This window comes from Microbacterium altimontanum (assembly GCF_058349865.2).
In genome coordinates, this window is the sequence record NZ_JBYRJB020000004.1 from 321,492 (window position 1) to 338,141 (window position 16,650).

General features: G+C 70.6%; 15 protein-coding genes. 8 read left to right on the forward strand and 7 right to left on the reverse strand.

The window, feature by feature from the left end:
• Window positions 1-12: 12 nt before the first annotated feature.
• Entirely contained in the window at window positions 13-1,437 is a 1,425-nt protein-coding gene (gene glnA, locus AC3RX1_RS08990; protein ID WP_491500889.1) for a type I glutamate--ammonia ligase, read from the reverse strand.
• A gap of 125 nt (window positions 1,438-1,562) precedes the next feature.
• On the opposite strand from glnA, the gene AC3RX1_RS08995 reads away from it, so the two are divergent.
• Window positions 1,563-1,991: an RDD family protein gene (locus tag AC3RX1_RS08995; protein ID WP_491500890.1), complete on the forward strand. Its 429-nt coding sequence runs from the start codon at window positions 1,563-1,565 to the stop codon at window positions 1,989-1,991.
• Between the two features lie 61 nt (window positions 1,992-2,052).
• Here AC3RX1_RS08995 and AC3RX1_RS09000 read toward each other — a convergent pair whose 3' ends face one another.
• Window positions 2,053-2,763: a DUF4191 family protein gene (locus tag AC3RX1_RS09000; protein ID WP_491500891.1), complete on the reverse strand. Its 711-nt coding sequence runs from the start codon at window positions 2,761-2,763 to the stop codon at window positions 2,053-2,055.
• 115 nt (window positions 2,764-2,878) lie between these two features.
• Here AC3RX1_RS09000 and AC3RX1_RS09005 point away from each other — a divergent pair, with 115 nt between their 5' ends.
• The gene (locus AC3RX1_RS09005; protein ID WP_491500892.1) at window positions 2,879-4,258 is read left to right on the forward strand and encodes a hypothetical protein; all 1,380 of its coding nucleotides are present in this window, start codon (window positions 2,879-2,881) and stop codon (window positions 4,256-4,258) included.
• A gap of 13 nt (window positions 4,259-4,271) precedes the next feature.
• On the opposite strand, the gene sucB is transcribed toward AC3RX1_RS09005, so the two are convergent.
• The 3 genes from sucB to AC3RX1_RS09020 all read right to left on the reverse strand — a co-directional run bounded on the left by sucB (window position 4,272) and on the right by AC3RX1_RS09020 (window position 9,011).
• Window positions 4,272-6,101: a 2-oxoglutarate dehydrogenase, E2 component, dihydrolipoamide succinyltransferase gene (sucB, locus tag AC3RX1_RS09010; RefSeq protein ID WP_491500893.1), complete on the reverse strand. Its 1,830-nt coding sequence runs from the start codon at window positions 6,099-6,101 to the stop codon at window positions 4,272-4,274.
• A 64-nt stretch (window positions 6,102-6,165) separates the two neighbouring features.
• On the reverse strand, window positions 6,166-7,539 hold the full coding sequence (gene lpdA / locus AC3RX1_RS09015; RefSeq protein ID WP_491500894.1) for a dihydrolipoyl dehydrogenase: 1,374 nt from the start codon (window positions 7,537-7,539) through the stop codon (window positions 6,166-6,168).
• Window positions 7,536-9,011, reverse strand: a complete 1,476-nt coding sequence (locus tag AC3RX1_RS09020; RefSeq protein ID WP_491500895.1) for a leucyl aminopeptidase — start codon at window positions 9,009-9,011, stop codon at window positions 7,536-7,538. Before AC3RX1_RS09020 ends, lpdA begins: the two co-directional genes overlap by 4 nt.
• Window positions 9,012-9,134: 123 nt before the next feature.
• Between AC3RX1_RS09020 and AC3RX1_RS09025 the strand changes: the two genes are divergently transcribed.
• The 3 genes from AC3RX1_RS09025 to AC3RX1_RS09035 all read left to right on the forward strand — a co-directional run bounded on the left by AC3RX1_RS09025 (window position 9,135) and on the right by AC3RX1_RS09035 (window position 12,377).
• Window positions 9,135-10,067 (forward strand): proteasome assembly chaperone family protein, encoded by a 933-nt coding sequence (locus AC3RX1_RS09025; protein WP_491500896.1) that lies wholly within the window; start codon window positions 9,135-9,137, stop codon window positions 10,065-10,067.
• 244 nt (window positions 10,068-10,311) lie between these two features.
• Entirely contained in the window at window positions 10,312-11,682 is a 1,371-nt protein-coding gene (locus AC3RX1_RS09030; protein WP_491500897.1) for an RNA polymerase sigma factor, read from the forward strand.
• Window positions 11,679-12,377, forward strand: a complete 699-nt coding sequence (locus tag AC3RX1_RS09035; RefSeq protein ID WP_491500898.1) for a coenzyme F420-0:L-glutamate ligase — start codon at window positions 11,679-11,681, stop codon at window positions 12,375-12,377. The genes AC3RX1_RS09030 and AC3RX1_RS09035 overlap by 4 nt, the downstream gene beginning before the upstream one ends.
• A gap of 48 nt (window positions 12,378-12,425) precedes the next feature.
• On the opposite strand, the gene AC3RX1_RS09040 is transcribed toward AC3RX1_RS09035, so the two are convergent.
• A complete protein-coding gene (locus AC3RX1_RS09040; RefSeq protein ID WP_491500899.1) occupies window positions 12,426-13,445 on the reverse strand; it encodes a sugar-transfer associated ATP-grasp domain-containing protein in 1,020 nt (339 codons plus the stop codon).
• Between the two features lie 135 nt (window positions 13,446-13,580).
• Here AC3RX1_RS09040 and AC3RX1_RS09045 point away from each other — a divergent pair, with 135 nt between their 5' ends.
• The 3 genes from AC3RX1_RS09045 to AC3RX1_RS09055 are packed head-to-tail and all read left to right on the forward strand — an operon-like array spanning window position 13,581 to window position 16,301.
• Window positions 13,581-14,597, forward strand: a complete 1,017-nt coding sequence (locus tag AC3RX1_RS09045) for a sugar-transfer associated ATP-grasp domain-containing protein (RefSeq protein WP_491500900.1) — start codon at window positions 13,581-13,583, stop codon at window positions 14,595-14,597.
• Between the two features lie 4 nt (window positions 14,598-14,601).
• Window positions 14,602-15,264: an alanine racemase C-terminal domain-containing protein gene (locus AC3RX1_RS09050; RefSeq protein ID WP_491500901.1), complete on the forward strand. Its 663-nt coding sequence runs from the start codon at window positions 14,602-14,604 to the stop codon at window positions 15,262-15,264.
• Window positions 15,261-16,301, forward strand: coding sequence for an alanine racemase (locus AC3RX1_RS09055; RefSeq protein WP_491500902.1), 1,041 nt, complete (start codon window positions 15,261-15,263; stop codon window positions 16,299-16,301). The genes AC3RX1_RS09050 and AC3RX1_RS09055 overlap by 4 nt, the downstream gene beginning before the upstream one ends.
• A 51-nt stretch (window positions 16,302-16,352) precedes the next feature.
• Here AC3RX1_RS09055 and AC3RX1_RS09060 read toward each other — a convergent pair whose 3' ends face one another.
• A complete protein-coding gene (locus tag AC3RX1_RS09060) occupies window positions 16,353-16,571 on the reverse strand; it encodes a DUF7455 domain-containing protein (RefSeq protein WP_491500903.1) in 219 nt (72 codons plus the stop codon).
• Between the last annotated feature and the right edge of the window lie 79 nt (window positions 16,572-16,650).

Consider the following 16,650-nt stretch of genomic DNA (forward strand, 5'->3'; position numbering starts at 1 on the left):
GGCCGAACGGCGTCAGACCCCGAAGTACAGCTCGTACTCGAAGGGGTGCGGACGCTGCGCGAGCGGCTTGATCTCGTTCTCGATCTTGTACTCGATCCACGTGTCGATGAGCTCCTGCGTGAACACGCCGCCCTCGAGGAGGAACGCGTGGTCCGCGGCGAGGGCGTCGAGCGAGTCCTGCAGCGAGTTCGGCACCTGCGGGATGCCCTTCGCCTCCTCGGGCGGGAGCTCGTACAGGTCCTTGTCGACCGGCTCGTGCGGCTCGATGCGGTTCTTGATCCCGTCGAGGCCCGCCATCAGCTGCGCGGCGAACGCGAGGTACGGGTTGCCGGATGCGTCGGGCGCGCGGAACTCGATGCGCTTGGCCTTCGGGTTCGACCCCGTGATCGGGATGCGGATGGCGGCCGAGCGGTTGCCGGCCGAGTAGACGAGGTTCACCGGCGCCTCGAAGCCCTTCACCAGCCGGTGGTAGCTGTTGAGCGTCGGGTTGGTGAACGCGAGCACCGCCGCCGCATGCTTGAGGATGCCGCCGATGTACCAGCGTGCGACGTCGGACAGTCCGCCGTAGCCCTTCTCGTCGTAGAACAGCGGCTTGCCGTCCTGCCAGAGCGACTGGTGCGTGTGCATCCCCGACCCGTTGTCGCCGTACAGCGGCTTCGGCATGAACGTCGCAACCTTGCCCCACTGCTCGGCGACGTTCTTGACGATGTACTTGAACTTCAGGATGTCGTCGGCCGCGTGCACCATGGTGTCGAAGCGGTAGTTGATCTCCTGCTGGCCCCCCGTGCCGACCTCGTGGTGCGCGCGCTCCAGCTCCAGGCCCGACTCGATGAGGCGCAGGCTGATGTCGTCGCGCAGATCCGCGGTCTTGTCGACGGGGGAGACGGGGAAGTAGCCGCCCTTGAACGGCGTCTTGTTGGCGAGGTTTCCGCCCTCTTCGACGCGGCCCGTGTTCCACGCTCCCTCTTCGGAGTCGACAAAGTAGAAGCTGGAATGCTGCTTCACCTCGTAGCGCACGTCGTCGAAGATGTAGAACTCCGCCTCCGGGGCGAAGAACGCGGTGTCGGCGATCCCGGTCGACGCGAGGTACTTCTCGGCCTTCTTCGCGACCTGACGCGGGTCCTTGCCGTAGATCTCGCCCGTGCGCGGGTTGTAGATGTCGAACACCATGATGAGCGTCTTCGCCTCCCGGAACGGGTCGACGTACGCCGTCGTGACGTCCGGGATCAGCTGCATGTCCGACTCGTGGATGTTGGCGAACCCGCGGATGGAGGAGCCGTCGAACAACTGACCGACGGTGAAGAACTCCTCATCGACCGTCGATGCAGGGATGTTGAAGTGCTGCTGCACACCAGGGAGGTCCGTGAAGCGGATGTCGAGGAACTTGACGTCCTCGTCCTTGATGAAAGTCAGCACCTCGGCGGGCTCTGTGAACATGTGCTCTCCATGATCGGGTGGGATTCGTCCGCGGGAACGGACACTGGTGAAGTTACCCACACCGCATTGCCCGGTGGTGTCCCGCATGTTTCCGGCATGTTACACGCGCCGTCTAGGCTTGACGGGTGCCCGACGCGACGACATCCTCGTATCCCGGTGAGCGACTGGGACTTCCGGACTCCGGACCGAACAGCATCGCGCGGTTCGGGCGGCGACTGGCCGCACTCGCGATCGACGTGGCCACGGCGGGTCTCATCGGATACGCGTTCTTCCATTCGGTCGACCCGGTCACCGGGGTCGTCGTCGCCGATCCCTGGGCGGCCAACATCGTGTTCGCGATCGTGCAGATCGTGTTCATCCCGACGATCGGCGGCAGCCCCGGGCATCGCCTGATGGGGCTGCGCGTGGCGCGGCTGCCGGGCGGGTGGGTCGGACTGTGGCGCCCGGTCGTGCGCACGGCGCTCCTGTTCCTCGTCATCCCCGCGCTCGTCTGGGACGCCGACCAGCGCGGACTGCACGACAAGCTCGCCGGGACGGTGCTGATCCGGGCCTGAGCGGCCGGGGCTGCGGGCCTGAGAGGCCCGGGACCTGAATCCGGGATGAGGAGCCCGGGGATCAGCGGGGGCGCGGCGCCCGCGCCCGCATCGGGTCGATGCCCTTCGGGATCGGCAGCGAGGCGAGCGACTGCGACACGGAGTCGATGCGCTTGATCACGGCGGCCTGCGTCGCGCGGTTGATCGCCTTGGGCAGCTTCTTGATCGTCTTGGCGAGGTCGCCGATGGGCACGTCGCCCTCGCCGTGACCGACGTACAGCACGGTGACGGGAACGCCGCTGGCGACGCGCTTGACCTTCGACTTCTCCTCGTTCACGAGGCGGGTGAGGCGGCCGCGGGCGCCCTCGCCCACGATGACGACGCCGCCGCGCCCCACGGCGCGGTACACCGCCTCCTGAGTCTTCGGGTTGACGCCGACCGGGGTGTCGCTCGCCTGCCAGCTGCGGCCGAGCGTCGTCGACAGCACGTGGCCGGTGGCCCCGGGCCGTCCGTCGATCTTCGCGTACATGGCCTTCGTCGACAGGCGCGTCATCGTCATGAGACCCGCCAGCACGCCGAAGAGCGCACCGGTGACGCCCCACAGGATGATGCTCCACAGTGCGACCGGCGGGATGAGGTAGCCGACGAGGATGCCGAGGCAGATGCCGACGATGAGGATGCCGACGAGCGCCCACGGCAACCAGGGGAAGATCTCCTTGGTGAAGCGGAAGAGCGAGGCGAGCTGAGAGAAGAAGCCGGGCTTCTTCTCCGGCTGGGAACTGCGTGCGGCCATACCCTCCAGCCTACCGGTGCCGAGCGGTTCCTCCCCAGCTGGAGGAAGCGGGCCGACTCTCCACAGATCGCGATCGGGAGCGGGTCCGGATGCGTCGGCTCACGACACTGGAAGCATGAGCGATCACAGCGTGGCAGTGGAGCCTTCGCACGAGCGCGCCCCGGTGGGAACGGCGGCGGGGCTGCCGCTCGGCCCTCGGCAGATCCGCCGGGTCGCCCCTCCCGCCGCGCCCTGGGCGGCGGTGCTCGCCCAGGACGACGGCGGAGGCACATGCCTGCTCGTCGACGTCGCGGAGCTGGGAGGCTTCTGGGCCTGGGAGGTCGCTGCCGGTGAACATGTGGCGGCGCCCCGCGACCTCGTCCGCACCCCGCGGGGACACGTCGCCGTCATGCCGGCGTGCGTCGAGCCGGTGGACGCGTTCCTCGGCCGCCGGGCAGCGGCGGGCGTGCCGCTCGATCGGGGCGAGACCGTCACGCTCGCCGTCAGCGTGCTGCGCGGTGCGGCCGACGTCGTGCGTTCCCTGCCGATGGTCCGGACGGACGGGGCGGGTGGGGCGGCGCCGCTGGCCGGCACGTGGTGGCTGGATGATCGCGGACGCCCCGTGCTCGTCGCCGGCGGGACGGAGCCGCTCGCGGAGGCGACCGACGGACTCCTCGCCGAGCTGGGCGCCGCAGCGGAACAGGATCGGGCCGTCGCGCTCGCGCTCGACACGGTGCGGGAGGCGCTCGCCGACCCGCGGAGCCTCGCACATCGGGTGGAGGAGCTCGAGGCCGGGCTCTTCGCGCTCGCACCGCCCGCGCCGCTCGCCACGAACGTCTTCGCCCCGATGCGGGCCCGGGCGGCGTGGGCCGACCGGGTCGCGGCCGAGGCGGAGGAGCCGCCCGTGCGGGAGGCGTGGTGGAAGGCGTTCACGCCGCACGTCGACGGCTCGCTGGCGGAGCTCGCATCGCACGTGACGACCGCCGTCTGGCGGCGCGTCCGCAGCGACCGCCCGCACCGTCGCCGGCCGGTCGTCATCGCTTCGGTCCTGGGGGCGCTGGTGCTCGCCGGCGGGCTGCTGTGGCCGCAGGGCGACGACGGCGCGGGGCATAGCGCCGCGCATGCCGAGACGGTCCACGGGCGGCCGTCGACCGCGACGCCGCGGTCGGACGCGGCGTCGACACCGGCTCCCGTGCGGAGCTCCCACGGTGCGAAGGCGCCGAGCGGCGAGCGGTCTTGGGAGGCGGCGGCGACCGCTCTGCTCGACGCCCGCGCGGCCTGCGGCGACGCCGCCTGCCGCGCGAGGACGCAGGAGGACCCGAGCGCGACGTACGCCGGAGCGGTCGATCTGCCGAGCGCCGCACGAAGCGTCGCTCTGCTGGACGACTTCGGCGGCGCTGCGGTGCTGCGCGTGCATCCGACGCGGTCACCGGGAGCGGATCAGCTCGTGGTCATCGTGCACCGAGACGACGAATGGCTGCTGCGCGACGTCCATGACGTCGCGCAGCAGCCATGAGCCGTGAGCCGGGTCAGATCCCGAGGTCGCCCTCGAACGCCCCGGCCTCGAGGCGCGTCTTGATCGCGCTGAGGAACCGCGCGGCGTCAGCGCCATCGACGATGCGGTGGTCGTATGACAGCGCGAGGTAGACGTAGGAGCGGACCGCGATCGCGTCCTTGCCGTCGACCGAAACGACGCCGGGGCGCTTGACGACAGTGCCGGTACCGAGGATCGCCGACTGCGGAAGGAAGACGACGGGCGTGTCGAAGAGCGCTCCGCGCGAACCGGTGTTCGTGAGCGTGAACGTGCCGCCGGCGAGCTCATCGGGCTTCAGCTTGTTGTCACGGGTCCGGGCAGCGAGGTCGGCGATCTCGTGAGCGATCTGCGCGATGTTCTTCGAGCCGGCGTCGCGGACCACCGGGGTCAGCAGCCCACGCTCGGTGTCGACGGCGATCGACAGGTTCTCGCTCGCCGGGTAGACGATCTTGTCGCCGTCGACGCTCGCGTTGATGACGGGGAACGCCTTCAGCGCTTCGGTCGCCGCGAGCGCGAAGAACGGCAGGAACGACAGCTTGTCGCCGGTCTTCGAGAGGAACTCGCCCTTCACCTTGTCGCGCAGCGCCGCGAGCTTCGTGACGTCGACCTCGACCACCGTCGTGAGCTGCGCGGTCTGCTGCATCGACGCCACCGCGCGCTCGGCGAGGACCCGGCGAAGACGCGACATCGGCTGCGTCGTACCGCGCAACGGCGAGACCTCCAGGGCCGGTGCTGCCTCGGAGGCGGCGGCCGGCGCGGCTGCGGGGGCCTTCGCCGCCTCAGCGGCTTTCAGCACGTCCTCCTTGCGGATGCGTCCGCCGACGCCCGTGCCCTTCACGGTGGACAGGTCGACGCCCTGCTGCTGCGCGAGACGCCGGACCAGCGGTGTGACGTAGGTGAGCTCGTCGTCGGCAGCGCCGGCCGCGGCCTGCGTCTGGGCGGCCGCCGGCGCCTGCGCCTGCTGCGGGTCCGGGTGCTGCGCCTGCGCGGGCTGAGCGGTCGCCGACGGCTGGGCCTGCTGAGCCTGTGCCTGCTGCTGTGGCTGCTCCGCCTGCGGCTGCGGCTGCTCCGTCGGCTGCTGCTCCGCCTGCGGCTGCGCGGCCTGTGCCTGCTGCTGCGGCTCCTCGGCGGGCTGCGCCGGCGCCGACGGGGCGGCTCCGGCCTCGCCGATCCGGGCGAGGGGCGACCCGACGGCGACCGTCTCGTCCTCCGAGACGAGGATCTCCTGAAGGACGCCGGCGAACGGCGAAGGGATCTCCGTGTCGACCTTGTCGGTCGAGATCTCCAGCAGCGGCTCGTCGACGGCGACGTCGTCGCCGACCTGCTTGAGCCACCGGGTGACGGTGCCCTCGGTCACGCTCTCGCCGAGCTCGGGGAGCACGACGTCCTTGCCGGCGCCGCCGGCGGCTGCGGTCGGCGCGGCGGGGGCCTCTGACCGGGTCTCCGCAGCCGCAGGCTGCTCGGAGGGGGCCTCCTGCGCGGCAGGGGCGGACTGCGTGGCCGGCGCAGACTGCTCGGCGGGTGCCGATTCCTCAGCGGGTGCCGATTCGGCGGCCGGGGCCGAACCCTCGGAGTCGGACGCACCGGAGCCGTCGCCGATCTTCGCCAGGACGGCGCCGACCTCGACGGTCTCGTCCTCGGCGACGAGGATCTCCTCGATGACGCCGCTCACCGGAGAGGGAATCTCGGTGTCCACCTTGTCCGTGGAGATCTCGAGCAGGCCCTCGTCCTCCTGGACGGTGTCGCCGACGTTCTTGAGCCAGCGGGTGACCGTTCCCTCGGTGACGCTCTCGCCGAGCGCGGGGAGGACCACGGAAGTGCTCATGGGTGTGTCTCCTTCAGAAGCCGATATCTGTTCTAGCTTAGTGACGCGCTCGGCGCCGGTGTGGTCACAGCGCGTGGAGCGGCTTGCCGGCGAGGGCGAGGAACGCCTCGCCGAGCGCTTCGCTCTGCGTCGGGTGCGCATGGATGAAAGGCGCGATGTCCTCGGGGTGCGCCTCCCAGCCGACGGCGAGCTGTCCCTCGGTGATGAGCTCGCCGACCCGGTCGCCGAGCAGGTGCACTCCCACGACCGGACCGTCGACGCGGCGCACGATCTTCACGAGACCCGTGGTCCCGATGATCTCGCTCTTGCCGTTGCCGGCGAGGCTGTACTCGTAGGCCGCCACCGCGTCGGCGCCGTGCGCCTCGACGGCCTGCGCTTCGGTGAGGCCCACAGAGGCGACCTCCGGGTGGCAGTAGGTGACCTTCGGGATGTCGGTCTCGGGCACAGGCACGGGATCGAGCCCCGCGATCTGCTCCGCCACGAAGATCCCCTGCTGGAACCCCCGGTGGGCGAGCTGGAGGCCCGGCACGATGTCGCCGACGGCCCACACGTGGTCAGCATCCGTCCGTCCGTGATCGTCGGTGCGCACGAATCCGCGCTCGAGCACCACCCCGGCCTCTTCGAAGCCGAGGTCGGCGGTCACCGGGCCCCGTCCCACCGCCACGAGCAGGTAGTCGGCCTCGACCGTCGCGCCGTCCTCGAGGGTCACCGTGACGCCATCGTCTGTCTGCGTGGCCGAGGCGAACCGCACGCCGAGCGAGAAGGCGATCCCGCGCTTGCGGAAAGCGCGCTCGAGGCCCTTGCTGAGGGCGACGTCCTCGTTCGGGACGAGATGGTCGAGCGCCTCGATGATCGTCACCTCGGCGCCGAACGAACGCCACACGCTGGCGAACTCCACGCCGATCACACCGCCGCCGAGGATCGCGACGCGCTGCGGGACCTCCTCGAGCGCCAACGCCTGCTCGCTCGTGATGATGCGACCGCCGATCTCGAGTCCTGGCAGCGACCGGCTGTACGACCCGGTGGCGAGGATCACATCGGTGCCCCGCAGGACATCGTCTCCCACGTGGACCGCTCGGTCGGCGGCCAGCGTTCCGTGGCCGTGGAACACCGTGATGCCGCGGGCCTTGATGAGCCCCTCGAGACCCTTGTACTTCTTCGCGACGATGCCCTCGCGATACGAGCGGACGGCGGCGACGTCGATGCCGTCGAGGCTCGCGCGCACCCCGACGGATGCGGCGTCGCGTGTCGCGTCGGCGACCTCGGCGGCGTGCAGCAGCGCCTTGGTCGGGATGCACCCGCGGTGCAGACAGGTGCCGCCGACCTTGTCCTGCTCGACCAGTGCGACGGACTTCCCGAGCTCGGCCGCCCGGATGGCTGCGGCGTAGCCGCCGCTCCCGCCGCCGAGGACGACGATGTCGAAGGTGTGCTCTGTCATCGGTGTTCCGCTCCTTCGAGGAAGGTGATGAGCGCCCGCACGGTCGAGCCGGTCGGGCCCTTCTCCGTGAAGCCGTGGGCGCGGATGGTCTCGCCGGATCCGGCGATGTCGAGGTGCACCCAGGGGATGCGGGGGGAGTCGGTGTCGTCGCCGGAGCGGCCGACGAAGCGCTGCAGGAACAGGCCGGCGAACAGCGACCCGCCGGCGCGGTCGCCGATCTTCGCGTTCTGCAGATCGGCGATGGGGGAGTCGAGCTCGCTCTCCATGTGCACGGGCAGCGGCATATGCCATGCGAGCTCGCCCGTCTGCGCAGAAGCGTCGAGGAATGCCGCGACGGCGTCGTCGGAGCCCATGACCCCCGTGTGCCGGTTGCCGAGCGCCACCACGATCGCACCGGTGAGCGTCGCGACGTCCACGATGGTGTCAGGGTGCTCACGGCTGGCGGCGGCGAGCCCGTCGGCGAGGACGAGCCGTCCCTCGGCATCGGTGTTGAGAACCTCCACGCTCGTGCCGTCGAGGGTGCGCAGCACGTCTCCGGGCCGGATCGCCGACCCGGACGGCATGTTGTCGGCGATGCACATCCACGCGGTGACCCTGACGGGCAGCTCGAGCCGGGCCGCCGCCCGCAGCACGGCGAGCACCGTCGCGGCACCGCACATGTCGGTCTTCATCCCCACCATCGACGCGGGCGGCTTCAGGGAGAGGCCGCCGGTGTCGAACGTGATGCCCTTGCCGACGAGCGCGACATGGCGCTGCGCGTGCTGGGGCGCGTAGTCGAGCCTGACCAGGCGCGGCGGTCGCACCGACCCCTGGCCGACCCCGAGGATTCCGCCGTAGCCGCCCTCGGCGAGCGCGTCCTCGTCGAGGACCGTCGCCTCCACGGCGAGGCCGGCCACGGCGTCGACGGCCTTCTGCGCGAGATCGCCCGGGCCGAGCCACTGCGCGGGGGTCGCGGTCAGGTCCTTGACGAGAGCCACCGCATCGGCGGCGACCTCGGCCCTGACCACATCGGCGTCGCTGAGCGTGTCGCCGTGCACCGTGACGGCGCCCGCGGGGCGCCGTCGGTCGGAGGCCGACTTGTAGTCATCGAACCAGTACCCGCCCAGCACCGCGCCCTCCAGGGCGGCGCGCTGTGCTGCGGCGTCGGCGCCGGGCACGGCGATGGCGGCCGACGCGAACCCGGTGAGGCTGCGCACCGCGGCGCCCACCGCGACCCGTACCGCGTCGGGGGTGGGGGCGGGGCCGGTTCCGACGACGGCGACGCGCTGCGGAGCGCGATCGGGCGCCGGGACGCGGCACACCGTCTCTGCCGCCCCCGTGAAACCGAGGGCCGCCAACGTCTCGACGAGACCGGGCCACTCACTGAGATCGGGGGCAGCGGGATCGTCGAGCGGGGGGAGCGCGAGGATCAGAAGCTCGGAGTCGGATTCACGGACTGACGCGTCGCTGCGCGCCGGCTTCGGGAACGGCATATGCCCCATCCTAGGAGCCGTCTCTGAGCCCCCCGCGATCGAGGGCCGCGCACAGCGATGCCGCCATGTTCGCTGTGAGCGGGATCGGACCGCCTTCGCGGCCGCCTCTCCTAGAGTGGAGACATGCCTCAGAACGCGCCGCTGTACGAGCGCGCGGCGTCGGCGCCGCCGGTGCCGCGAGGACTTCCCCTCGTCATCGCGCTGACCGGATTCACCGACGCGGGGAGCGCCGTGTCGCAGCTGATCGACGTGATGCACGACGATCTCGAGTCGTCCCCGCTCGTCGTCTTCGACAACGACGTGCTCCTCGACTACCGGGCGCGCCGTCCCGCCGTGACGTTCGACGGGGAGCGCATCATCGGCTACCGACCCGCGCGGCTCGAGCTCTCACTCGTGCGCGACGCTCTCGGCCAGCCCTTCCTGCTTCTCGCGGGGTATGAGCCCGACTTCGTCTGGGACGGCTTCGCGCGCAGCGTGCTCTCCCTCTCCGAGGAATACGGCGTCTCCACCGTCACCTGGATCCACTCCATCCCCATGCCCGTCCCGCACACCCGACCGATCGGGACGACGGTCAGCGGCACGCGTCCCGAGCTCACCGCCGCGCACTCCGTCTGGCGGCCGCACACTGAGGTGCCGGGTACGATCGGCCACCTCCTCGAGCACCGCTTCGCGCAGGACGGAACGGCCGTCGCCGGATTCATCCTGCTGGTGCCGCACTATCTGGGCGACACCGAGTATCCCGCCGCGACCCTGGCCGCGCTCGACAGCATCACCGCCGCCACCGGGCTCGTCTTCACGGGCGAGGAGCTGCGGGAACGCAACCGCGGCTTCCTCCAGCGTGTGCAGGAGCAGGTCGACGAGAACGAGGAGCTCACCCGCATGCTCACGGCCCTCGAGGATCGCTACGACGCGTATATGGCGGGTTCCACCCAGGCCGCCCCGATGGTGCACACGGGCGACCTGCCGAGCGCCGAGGAGCTCGCCGCGGAGCTCGAGCGGTTCCTCGCCACCCGCCCGTCGGGCGACGACGAAAAGAACGGCGGACCGCTCGGCTGAGGATGCGGAATATCCGCCGCCGACCGGACGTTTCCTCTGGTGAACTCCCTGTCGAGGCGTCCGGGGACGGGCGCGGAATGTGCGACAATGGATCACCGACCCGTTGTCAGCGTCTGCGTGGGGTCCTCGTGAGGGGGAGCCCAGACCGCAGAAGGACTTGACAAGGGTCTTACTAGTGTCCGAAACGACCATGTCCGAAACGACACGGGGCGGCGTGACACCAGCTCCCGGCGAAAGGCGAAACGTGACCGCAGGCACGAAGACCACAACCCGCTCGCGCACCAAGGACACCGAGGTCGAAGAGGTGGCGGCGGCTCAGAGCGCCGAGGCGCCCGCGAAGCCGGCCGGCAAGAAGGCGGCGAAGACCGCGCCGGCTAAGAAGGCGCCGGCGAAGCGTCGCACTGAGCGAGCGGAGCGAGACGAAGCGAAGGCACCCGCGAAGACCAAGGCGAGCAAGACGACGTCCTCCGACGAGCCCGAGGACGAGATCGACGAGGAGATCGACGACGTCGAGACCGACGCGCCCACCGCCGCTGGCAAGACGGACAAGGCCGACGCGGAGACGAGCGACGAGGACGAAGACGACGACTCCGCCAACGCGAAGAAGAAGGAGTTCACCGAGCCGCTGCCCTCCGGCGCGATCGTGATCTCCTCGAAGGACGAGGACGACGTCCCCGTCTACTCCACGCAGATCACCGGCGCGACCGCGGACCCCGTCAAGGACTACCTCAAGCAGATCGGCAAGGTGCCGCTGCTGAACGCGGCCGAAGAGGTCGAGCTCGCTATGCGCATCGAAGCGGGTCTGTTCGCCGAGGAGAAGCTCGCGAACATGTCGGCGACCGAGAAGTCCTCGCAGCTCGGGCTCGACCTGCAGTGGGTCGCCCGCGACGGCCAGCGCGCGAAGAGCCACCTGCTCGGGGCGAACCTGCGTCTCGTGGTGTCGCTCGCCAAGCGCTACACCGGCCGCGGGATGCAATTCCTCGACCTCATCCAGGAGGGGAACCTCGGCCTCATCCGTGCCGTCGAGAAGTTCGACTACACGAAGGGCTTCAAGTTCTCCACGTACGCGACGTGGTGGATCCGCCAGGCGATCACGCGGGCGATGGCCGACCAGGCGCGCACCATCCGCATCCCTGTGCACATGGTCGAGGTCATCAACAAGCTCGCCCGCGTGCAGCGTCAGATGCTGCAGGACCTGGGCCGCGAGCCGACGCCCGAGGAGCTGAGCCGCGAGCTCGACATGACGCCCGAGAAGGTCGTCGAGGTGCAGAAGTACGGCCGCGAGCCGATCTCGCTGCACACGCCGCTCGGTGAGGACGGCGACAGCGAGTTCGGCGACCTCATCGAAGACACCGAGGCGGTCGTCCCCGCCGACGCCGTGGGCTTCACGATGCTGCAGCGCCAGCTCGAGTCCCTCCTCGACTCGCTCAGCGAGCGCGAGGCGGGCGTGATCCGGATGCGCTTCGGTCTCGGTGACGGACAGCCCAAGACGCTCGACCAGATCGGCGACACGTTCGGGGTGACGCGCGAGCGCATCCGGCAGATCGAGTCGAAGACCATGGCGAAGCTGCGGCATCCGTCCCGCTCGCAGTCGCTGCGGGACTACCTCGAGTGAGCGGCGAGGCGAACGCCGGCAAGGCCCTCACCGTCACGATCGACGGAGCGTCGTACGCCCGCATCCCGATCCGCACGCGGGTCGTGATGCCGGGCGACGACCTCGACGTGTTCGTGCGGGAGAGCGCCGGCGCCCACGTGCAGCCCGGCGACACGCTGTTCGTCACGGAGAAGATCGTCGCGATCACGCAGGGCCGGTCGTACCCTGTCTCGGAGATCCGGCCCCGTCGGCTCGCGACGTTCCTCGCGAAGTACGTCACGAAGACGCCCTACGGGATCGGCCTGGGAATGCCGGAGACGATGGAGATGGCGCTGCGCGAGTGCGGAACCCCGCGCATCCTGTTCGCCGCCGTCGTCGCGGCCGTGACGAAGGCGTTCGGGCGGAAGGGCGACTTCTACCGGATCGCCGGCGACAAGGCGCGCGCGATCGACGGGCCGACGAAGCACACGATCCCGCCCTACAACGAAGCCGTCGTGCTCGGCCCGACCCAGCCGCGGGCGGTCGCGGAACGGCTCAAGGCGCTGCTCGACACCCGCTGCGAGGTCGCCGTGGTCGACATCAACGACCTCGGCGGCAACATCCTCGGGTCGACCCTCGATCGTGCCGCGGAGCAGCGGCTCGTCGCGATCCTGCGCGACAATCCGCTCGGGCAGGGCCACGAGTCGACGCCGCTCGGCATCGTCCGTCCCGTCTGAACGCGCGAGAGGCGCCGGGTCGCCGGAGCCTCTCGCGTCAGGTCGGTCTCAGAGATCCAGTCCGGTGGCGTCGCGGTAGCGCGAGAGCAGCCCCGTGCGCACGCCGGAGACCGTGGGCTTCATCTGGAACACGCTCGAGTTGTGATTCGCCTCGATCACGGCCGGTCCATCCGGAGTGATGGCGATGTCCCACCCGATGTACGGAATCTGGGGGAGCCGCCGCGAGAGCCGCTCGGTCATCGCGACGGCATCGGCGTACATCGGCACCCGCAGGCCCTCGATCTGCACACCGGTCACGGGATGCTTCTCGTACACGTTACTCTGCTTGTCGACGCCGGGGTAGAGCGCGACGCCCTGATCGGAGAGCATCGTGAACATGCCTCCGCCGGCGAAGTTGTCGATCACCCCGCCGTTGCCGATGCGCAGCACGCCCGCGATCACGTGGAACGTGCCGGCCGGGTCGAGGAACGTGACGAGACGCACGGTGTTCACGCTGCCGGGGTAGACGGCGGCGAGGTCGGGATGCTGGGGGAGCACCTCTTCGAGCAGTGTCTGGTCCTTCTCGATCTGGGCCGTGCGCCAGCTCGCGAGATCCGTGACGTCGGCGCTCCTCACCCGGTCGATCCCGCCGCCGCCGAAGCCGTTCGCGGGCTTGGCGATGACGTGCTCATGCCGTTCGAGGAATGCAGCGAGCCCGGCATCGTCGGTGGTGCGCACGTCCACCCACTCCCGGCGGATGTCGTCGGCGAAGTCGCGGTAGAAGATGGTCTTGTCCTCGACGAGAGGGCGTGCGTCCGCGCTGTTGAGCATCTTCGTGATCCGGAAGGACTTCGGATGCGTCATCCACGTCTTCCGCTCCCGGGCCTTCAGGAGCCGGATGTCCCACACGGCGTAGTCGCGGAACCCCATGTCGTAGCGGACCGAGCACCAGAGCATGTCGGCGATGATGACCGGCGTCGGGGCCTTCGACACGCGCTTGACGTGCTGGGTGAACTCGGCGAGGTTCGCGGGGCTGAGGTTGCGTGCGCGACCGGCCAGATAGCGCAGCCGAACGGCGAGTTGACCCATGCGCTCGAACGTATCACGCAGGCTCCCGGCCCCTTTCCCTCAGGGGACGGCCAGCGCCCGCCGACTATGCTTGACCGGTCCCCGCGCGCCGTGTCCGCCGCAGCGCCCTGAACCTGGAAGGCGACCCTCCCCGCAATGAAGATCGACCTCAACGCCCGCGTGAAGTACTTCGCGAACCGCGCCCGCGCCTTCCGGCCGTCGCGGGTGACCACGCTGGCGCGTCAGATCTCCCAGGAGCAGGGCAAGTGGATGCCGGCGGTGGCGGTGGACATGCTGTGGGCTGCGGCGTTCCATGACACCGCGTTCCTCGACTACTACGAGGCCGACTTCGCGGCGCTCAGCCGGCGCGAGCGCAAGACGTTCATGACCTCCCTCGTGCAGCACCACATCGCGAACAGGCTCAACGACCGTGAAGCTGCCGAGACCCTCAACGACAAGCGCCGCTTCCACGCGCGGTTCGCCGAGTTCACCGGGCGCGAGTGGCTCGACCTCGGGAAAGCGACGGCAGCCGACCTGGAGGCGTTCGCGCAGCGCCATCCCGTGCTGATCGCGAAGGAGCCGATCAGCCGCGAGGGGCACGGGGTGTTCCGGTACCAGGCGGAGGACGTCACCGACTGGACGGCGTTCTACGACGAGCTCGTGGCGAAGGGGCAGGTGCTCGTGGAGGAGGCCATCGTGCAGCATCCCGACCTCGCCGCCTACTGCCCGGGGACCGTGAACACGACGCGGGTCGTCTCCTATTTCGACGGCGACGCGGTGCACCTGGTCTCGCGCGTGCAGAAGTTCGGCCGCGGAGCGGTGAGCGACCAGTTCAGCTGGGGCGGGTTCTTCACGATGCTGGACGCCGACGGCCGTGCCGTCGGTCAGGGCCACTCCGGCAAGAACAACACGTTCTACCCGGTCCACCCCGACTCGGGGCTGTCGATTCCCGACTTCCGGGTGCCGATGTGGGACGACGTGGTCGCGCTGATCGACCGGGCCGCGCGCGTGCTCCCCGAGGTGCCGTACGTGGGATGGGACGTCGCCGTCACGCCCACCGGACCCGTGCTCATCGAGGGCAACTGGATCCCGGGGCTCTACGAGACCCGCGTCACCGCGACCGGCATCCGGACCGGCACCCGCCCCGAGCACGAAGCAGTGATGACCTGGTAGCGGCATGACCGCCACCGCCCCGCGCCCCGTCCGCGCCCTGATCTCCCATTCCGCGCTGCACGCGAACGCCGCGGCGCTGCGTGCCGCGCACGGCGACGGCGCCGTCGCCGATCTGCGCCGCGACGCCTGGGGCCACGGCCTCGCCGCGTGCGCCGAGACCGTGGCAGCGGCCGGGCTGCGCGTGCTCGCCGACGGCGACACTCCGGCCGATTCCGTCGACCCGTCCGCACTGTGGGGCCTGCCGAGCGAGGTCGGACCGCGCGCGCCGGCGCGGCCCGTGATGTCGCTGCGGGGAAGCCTGCTCGGCACGAAGCCGCTGCGCACCGGCGAGGGCGTCTCGTACGGCTACCGCTTCCGCGCCGCCCACGACACCCTGATCGGTCTCGTGTCGGGCGGCTACGCGCAGGGAGTGGTCCGCGAGGTCGGCGGCGCCGTCACGGTCGCCGTGGCCGGCGGGCGCGCGCCCATCGTGGGACGCGTGGCGATGGACGCCTGCGTCATCGATCTCGGCGATCTGCACGCGGAGCCGGGCGACGAGGTCGTCTTCTTCGGCGACCCGGCGCGCGGGGAGCCCTCCCTGGCCGACTGGGTCACGGCGACGGGGCTCGCCGCTGCGGAGATCGCCGTCCTCGCCGGCGCCCGCGCACAGCGGGAGGACGTGCGATGACGGCGCGCGTGGATGTCGACCTCGCGGCGTTCGAGGCGAACCTGCGGCGCATCCGCACCACGGTGGCGCCCGCGCAACACCTGCTCGTGGTGAAGGACGACGCGTACGGCCACGGGCTCGAGACGATCACCCGCACGGCCGTCGCCGCGGGAGTGCGCTGGTTCGGCACGTTCGATGTGGACACCGCCCAGCGGGTGCGCCGAGTCGCCGGACCGGCCTCAGCGGGGGGAGCACGCATCCTCGCCTGGACCGTCTACGGCGACGACGACATCCGCGCGGCGATCGACGACGACATCGAGCTCGGCCTCGGCACGCGTGGGCTGATCGGCGATGCGGCGCGCGTCACCGCGAAGACCGGCGGTACGGTTCGGGTCCATCTGAAGGTGGACAGCGGTCTGCATCGAAACGGCATCCGCCCCGAGGGGTGGGCGGACGCCGTCGCCGACGCGCGCGCCGCCGAGGCCCGGGGAGCGCTCCGGGTCGAGGGCGTCTGGAGTCATATCGCGGAAGCATCGGACGCCGAGGACGACGCCTCGCGCGAGATCTTCGTCGCGGCGGCGAAGGCGCTCGGCGATCGCCCCGTCCTGCGGCACCTCGCCGCCAGCGCGGCGGCGTTCGCTCGCGCCGAGTTCCGTTTCGATCTCGTGCGCATCGGCGCGTTCGCCTACGGCATCCGTCCCTCCGACGGGCCGAGCGACGCCGAACTCGGCATCCGTCCCATCGCGACCCTCGTGGCTCCGGTCGCGGGAGTGGACGGCGGCCGCGTCACCGTCGCGGTGGGGTCGCTCGACGGCCTGGACTCACGGCTCGCCGGTCGCTGGGACGTCGCGACTCCCGCCGGACCGCGGACGCTGCTGTCCATCTCCGCGACGCAGTGCGAGGTGGAGGGCTGGCCCGACGCGGCGATCGGCGACGAGGTCGCCCTGCTCGGCGGCCGCGCCCATGGGACGATGACGGATGCCGCCGAGATCCTGGGGACGATCGGCGAACAGGTGATGCTGCGGATCTCGCCGCGGCTCGAGCGCCGCTACCGCTGAGGAAGCGGCCGGCTCAGGCGCTCACGGCGCCGACACCGACGTGCGGCAGGCTCAGGCCTGGTCGAGGCGGGCGGTCTCATCGTGCCAGCTGGTGGCGACGCTGCGAAGCTTCTCCTCGAACTTGCGCCCGTGGTGCGCGCAATAGAGGAGCTCGCTGCCGCCCACCACGGCGGCGATGTACGCCTGTGCGCCGCACGCGTCGCACCGGTCCATCGCCGTCAGGCGGTACTCGACGAGGGCCTGCTCCTCGGGGGTTGTGAGTGTGCTCATCGTCTGCCTCCTCGTGCTGTGTGATGGACGGTGCGTACAAGGAATACAACCACGGGCGGCCTGTGGGGATGCCCGGATC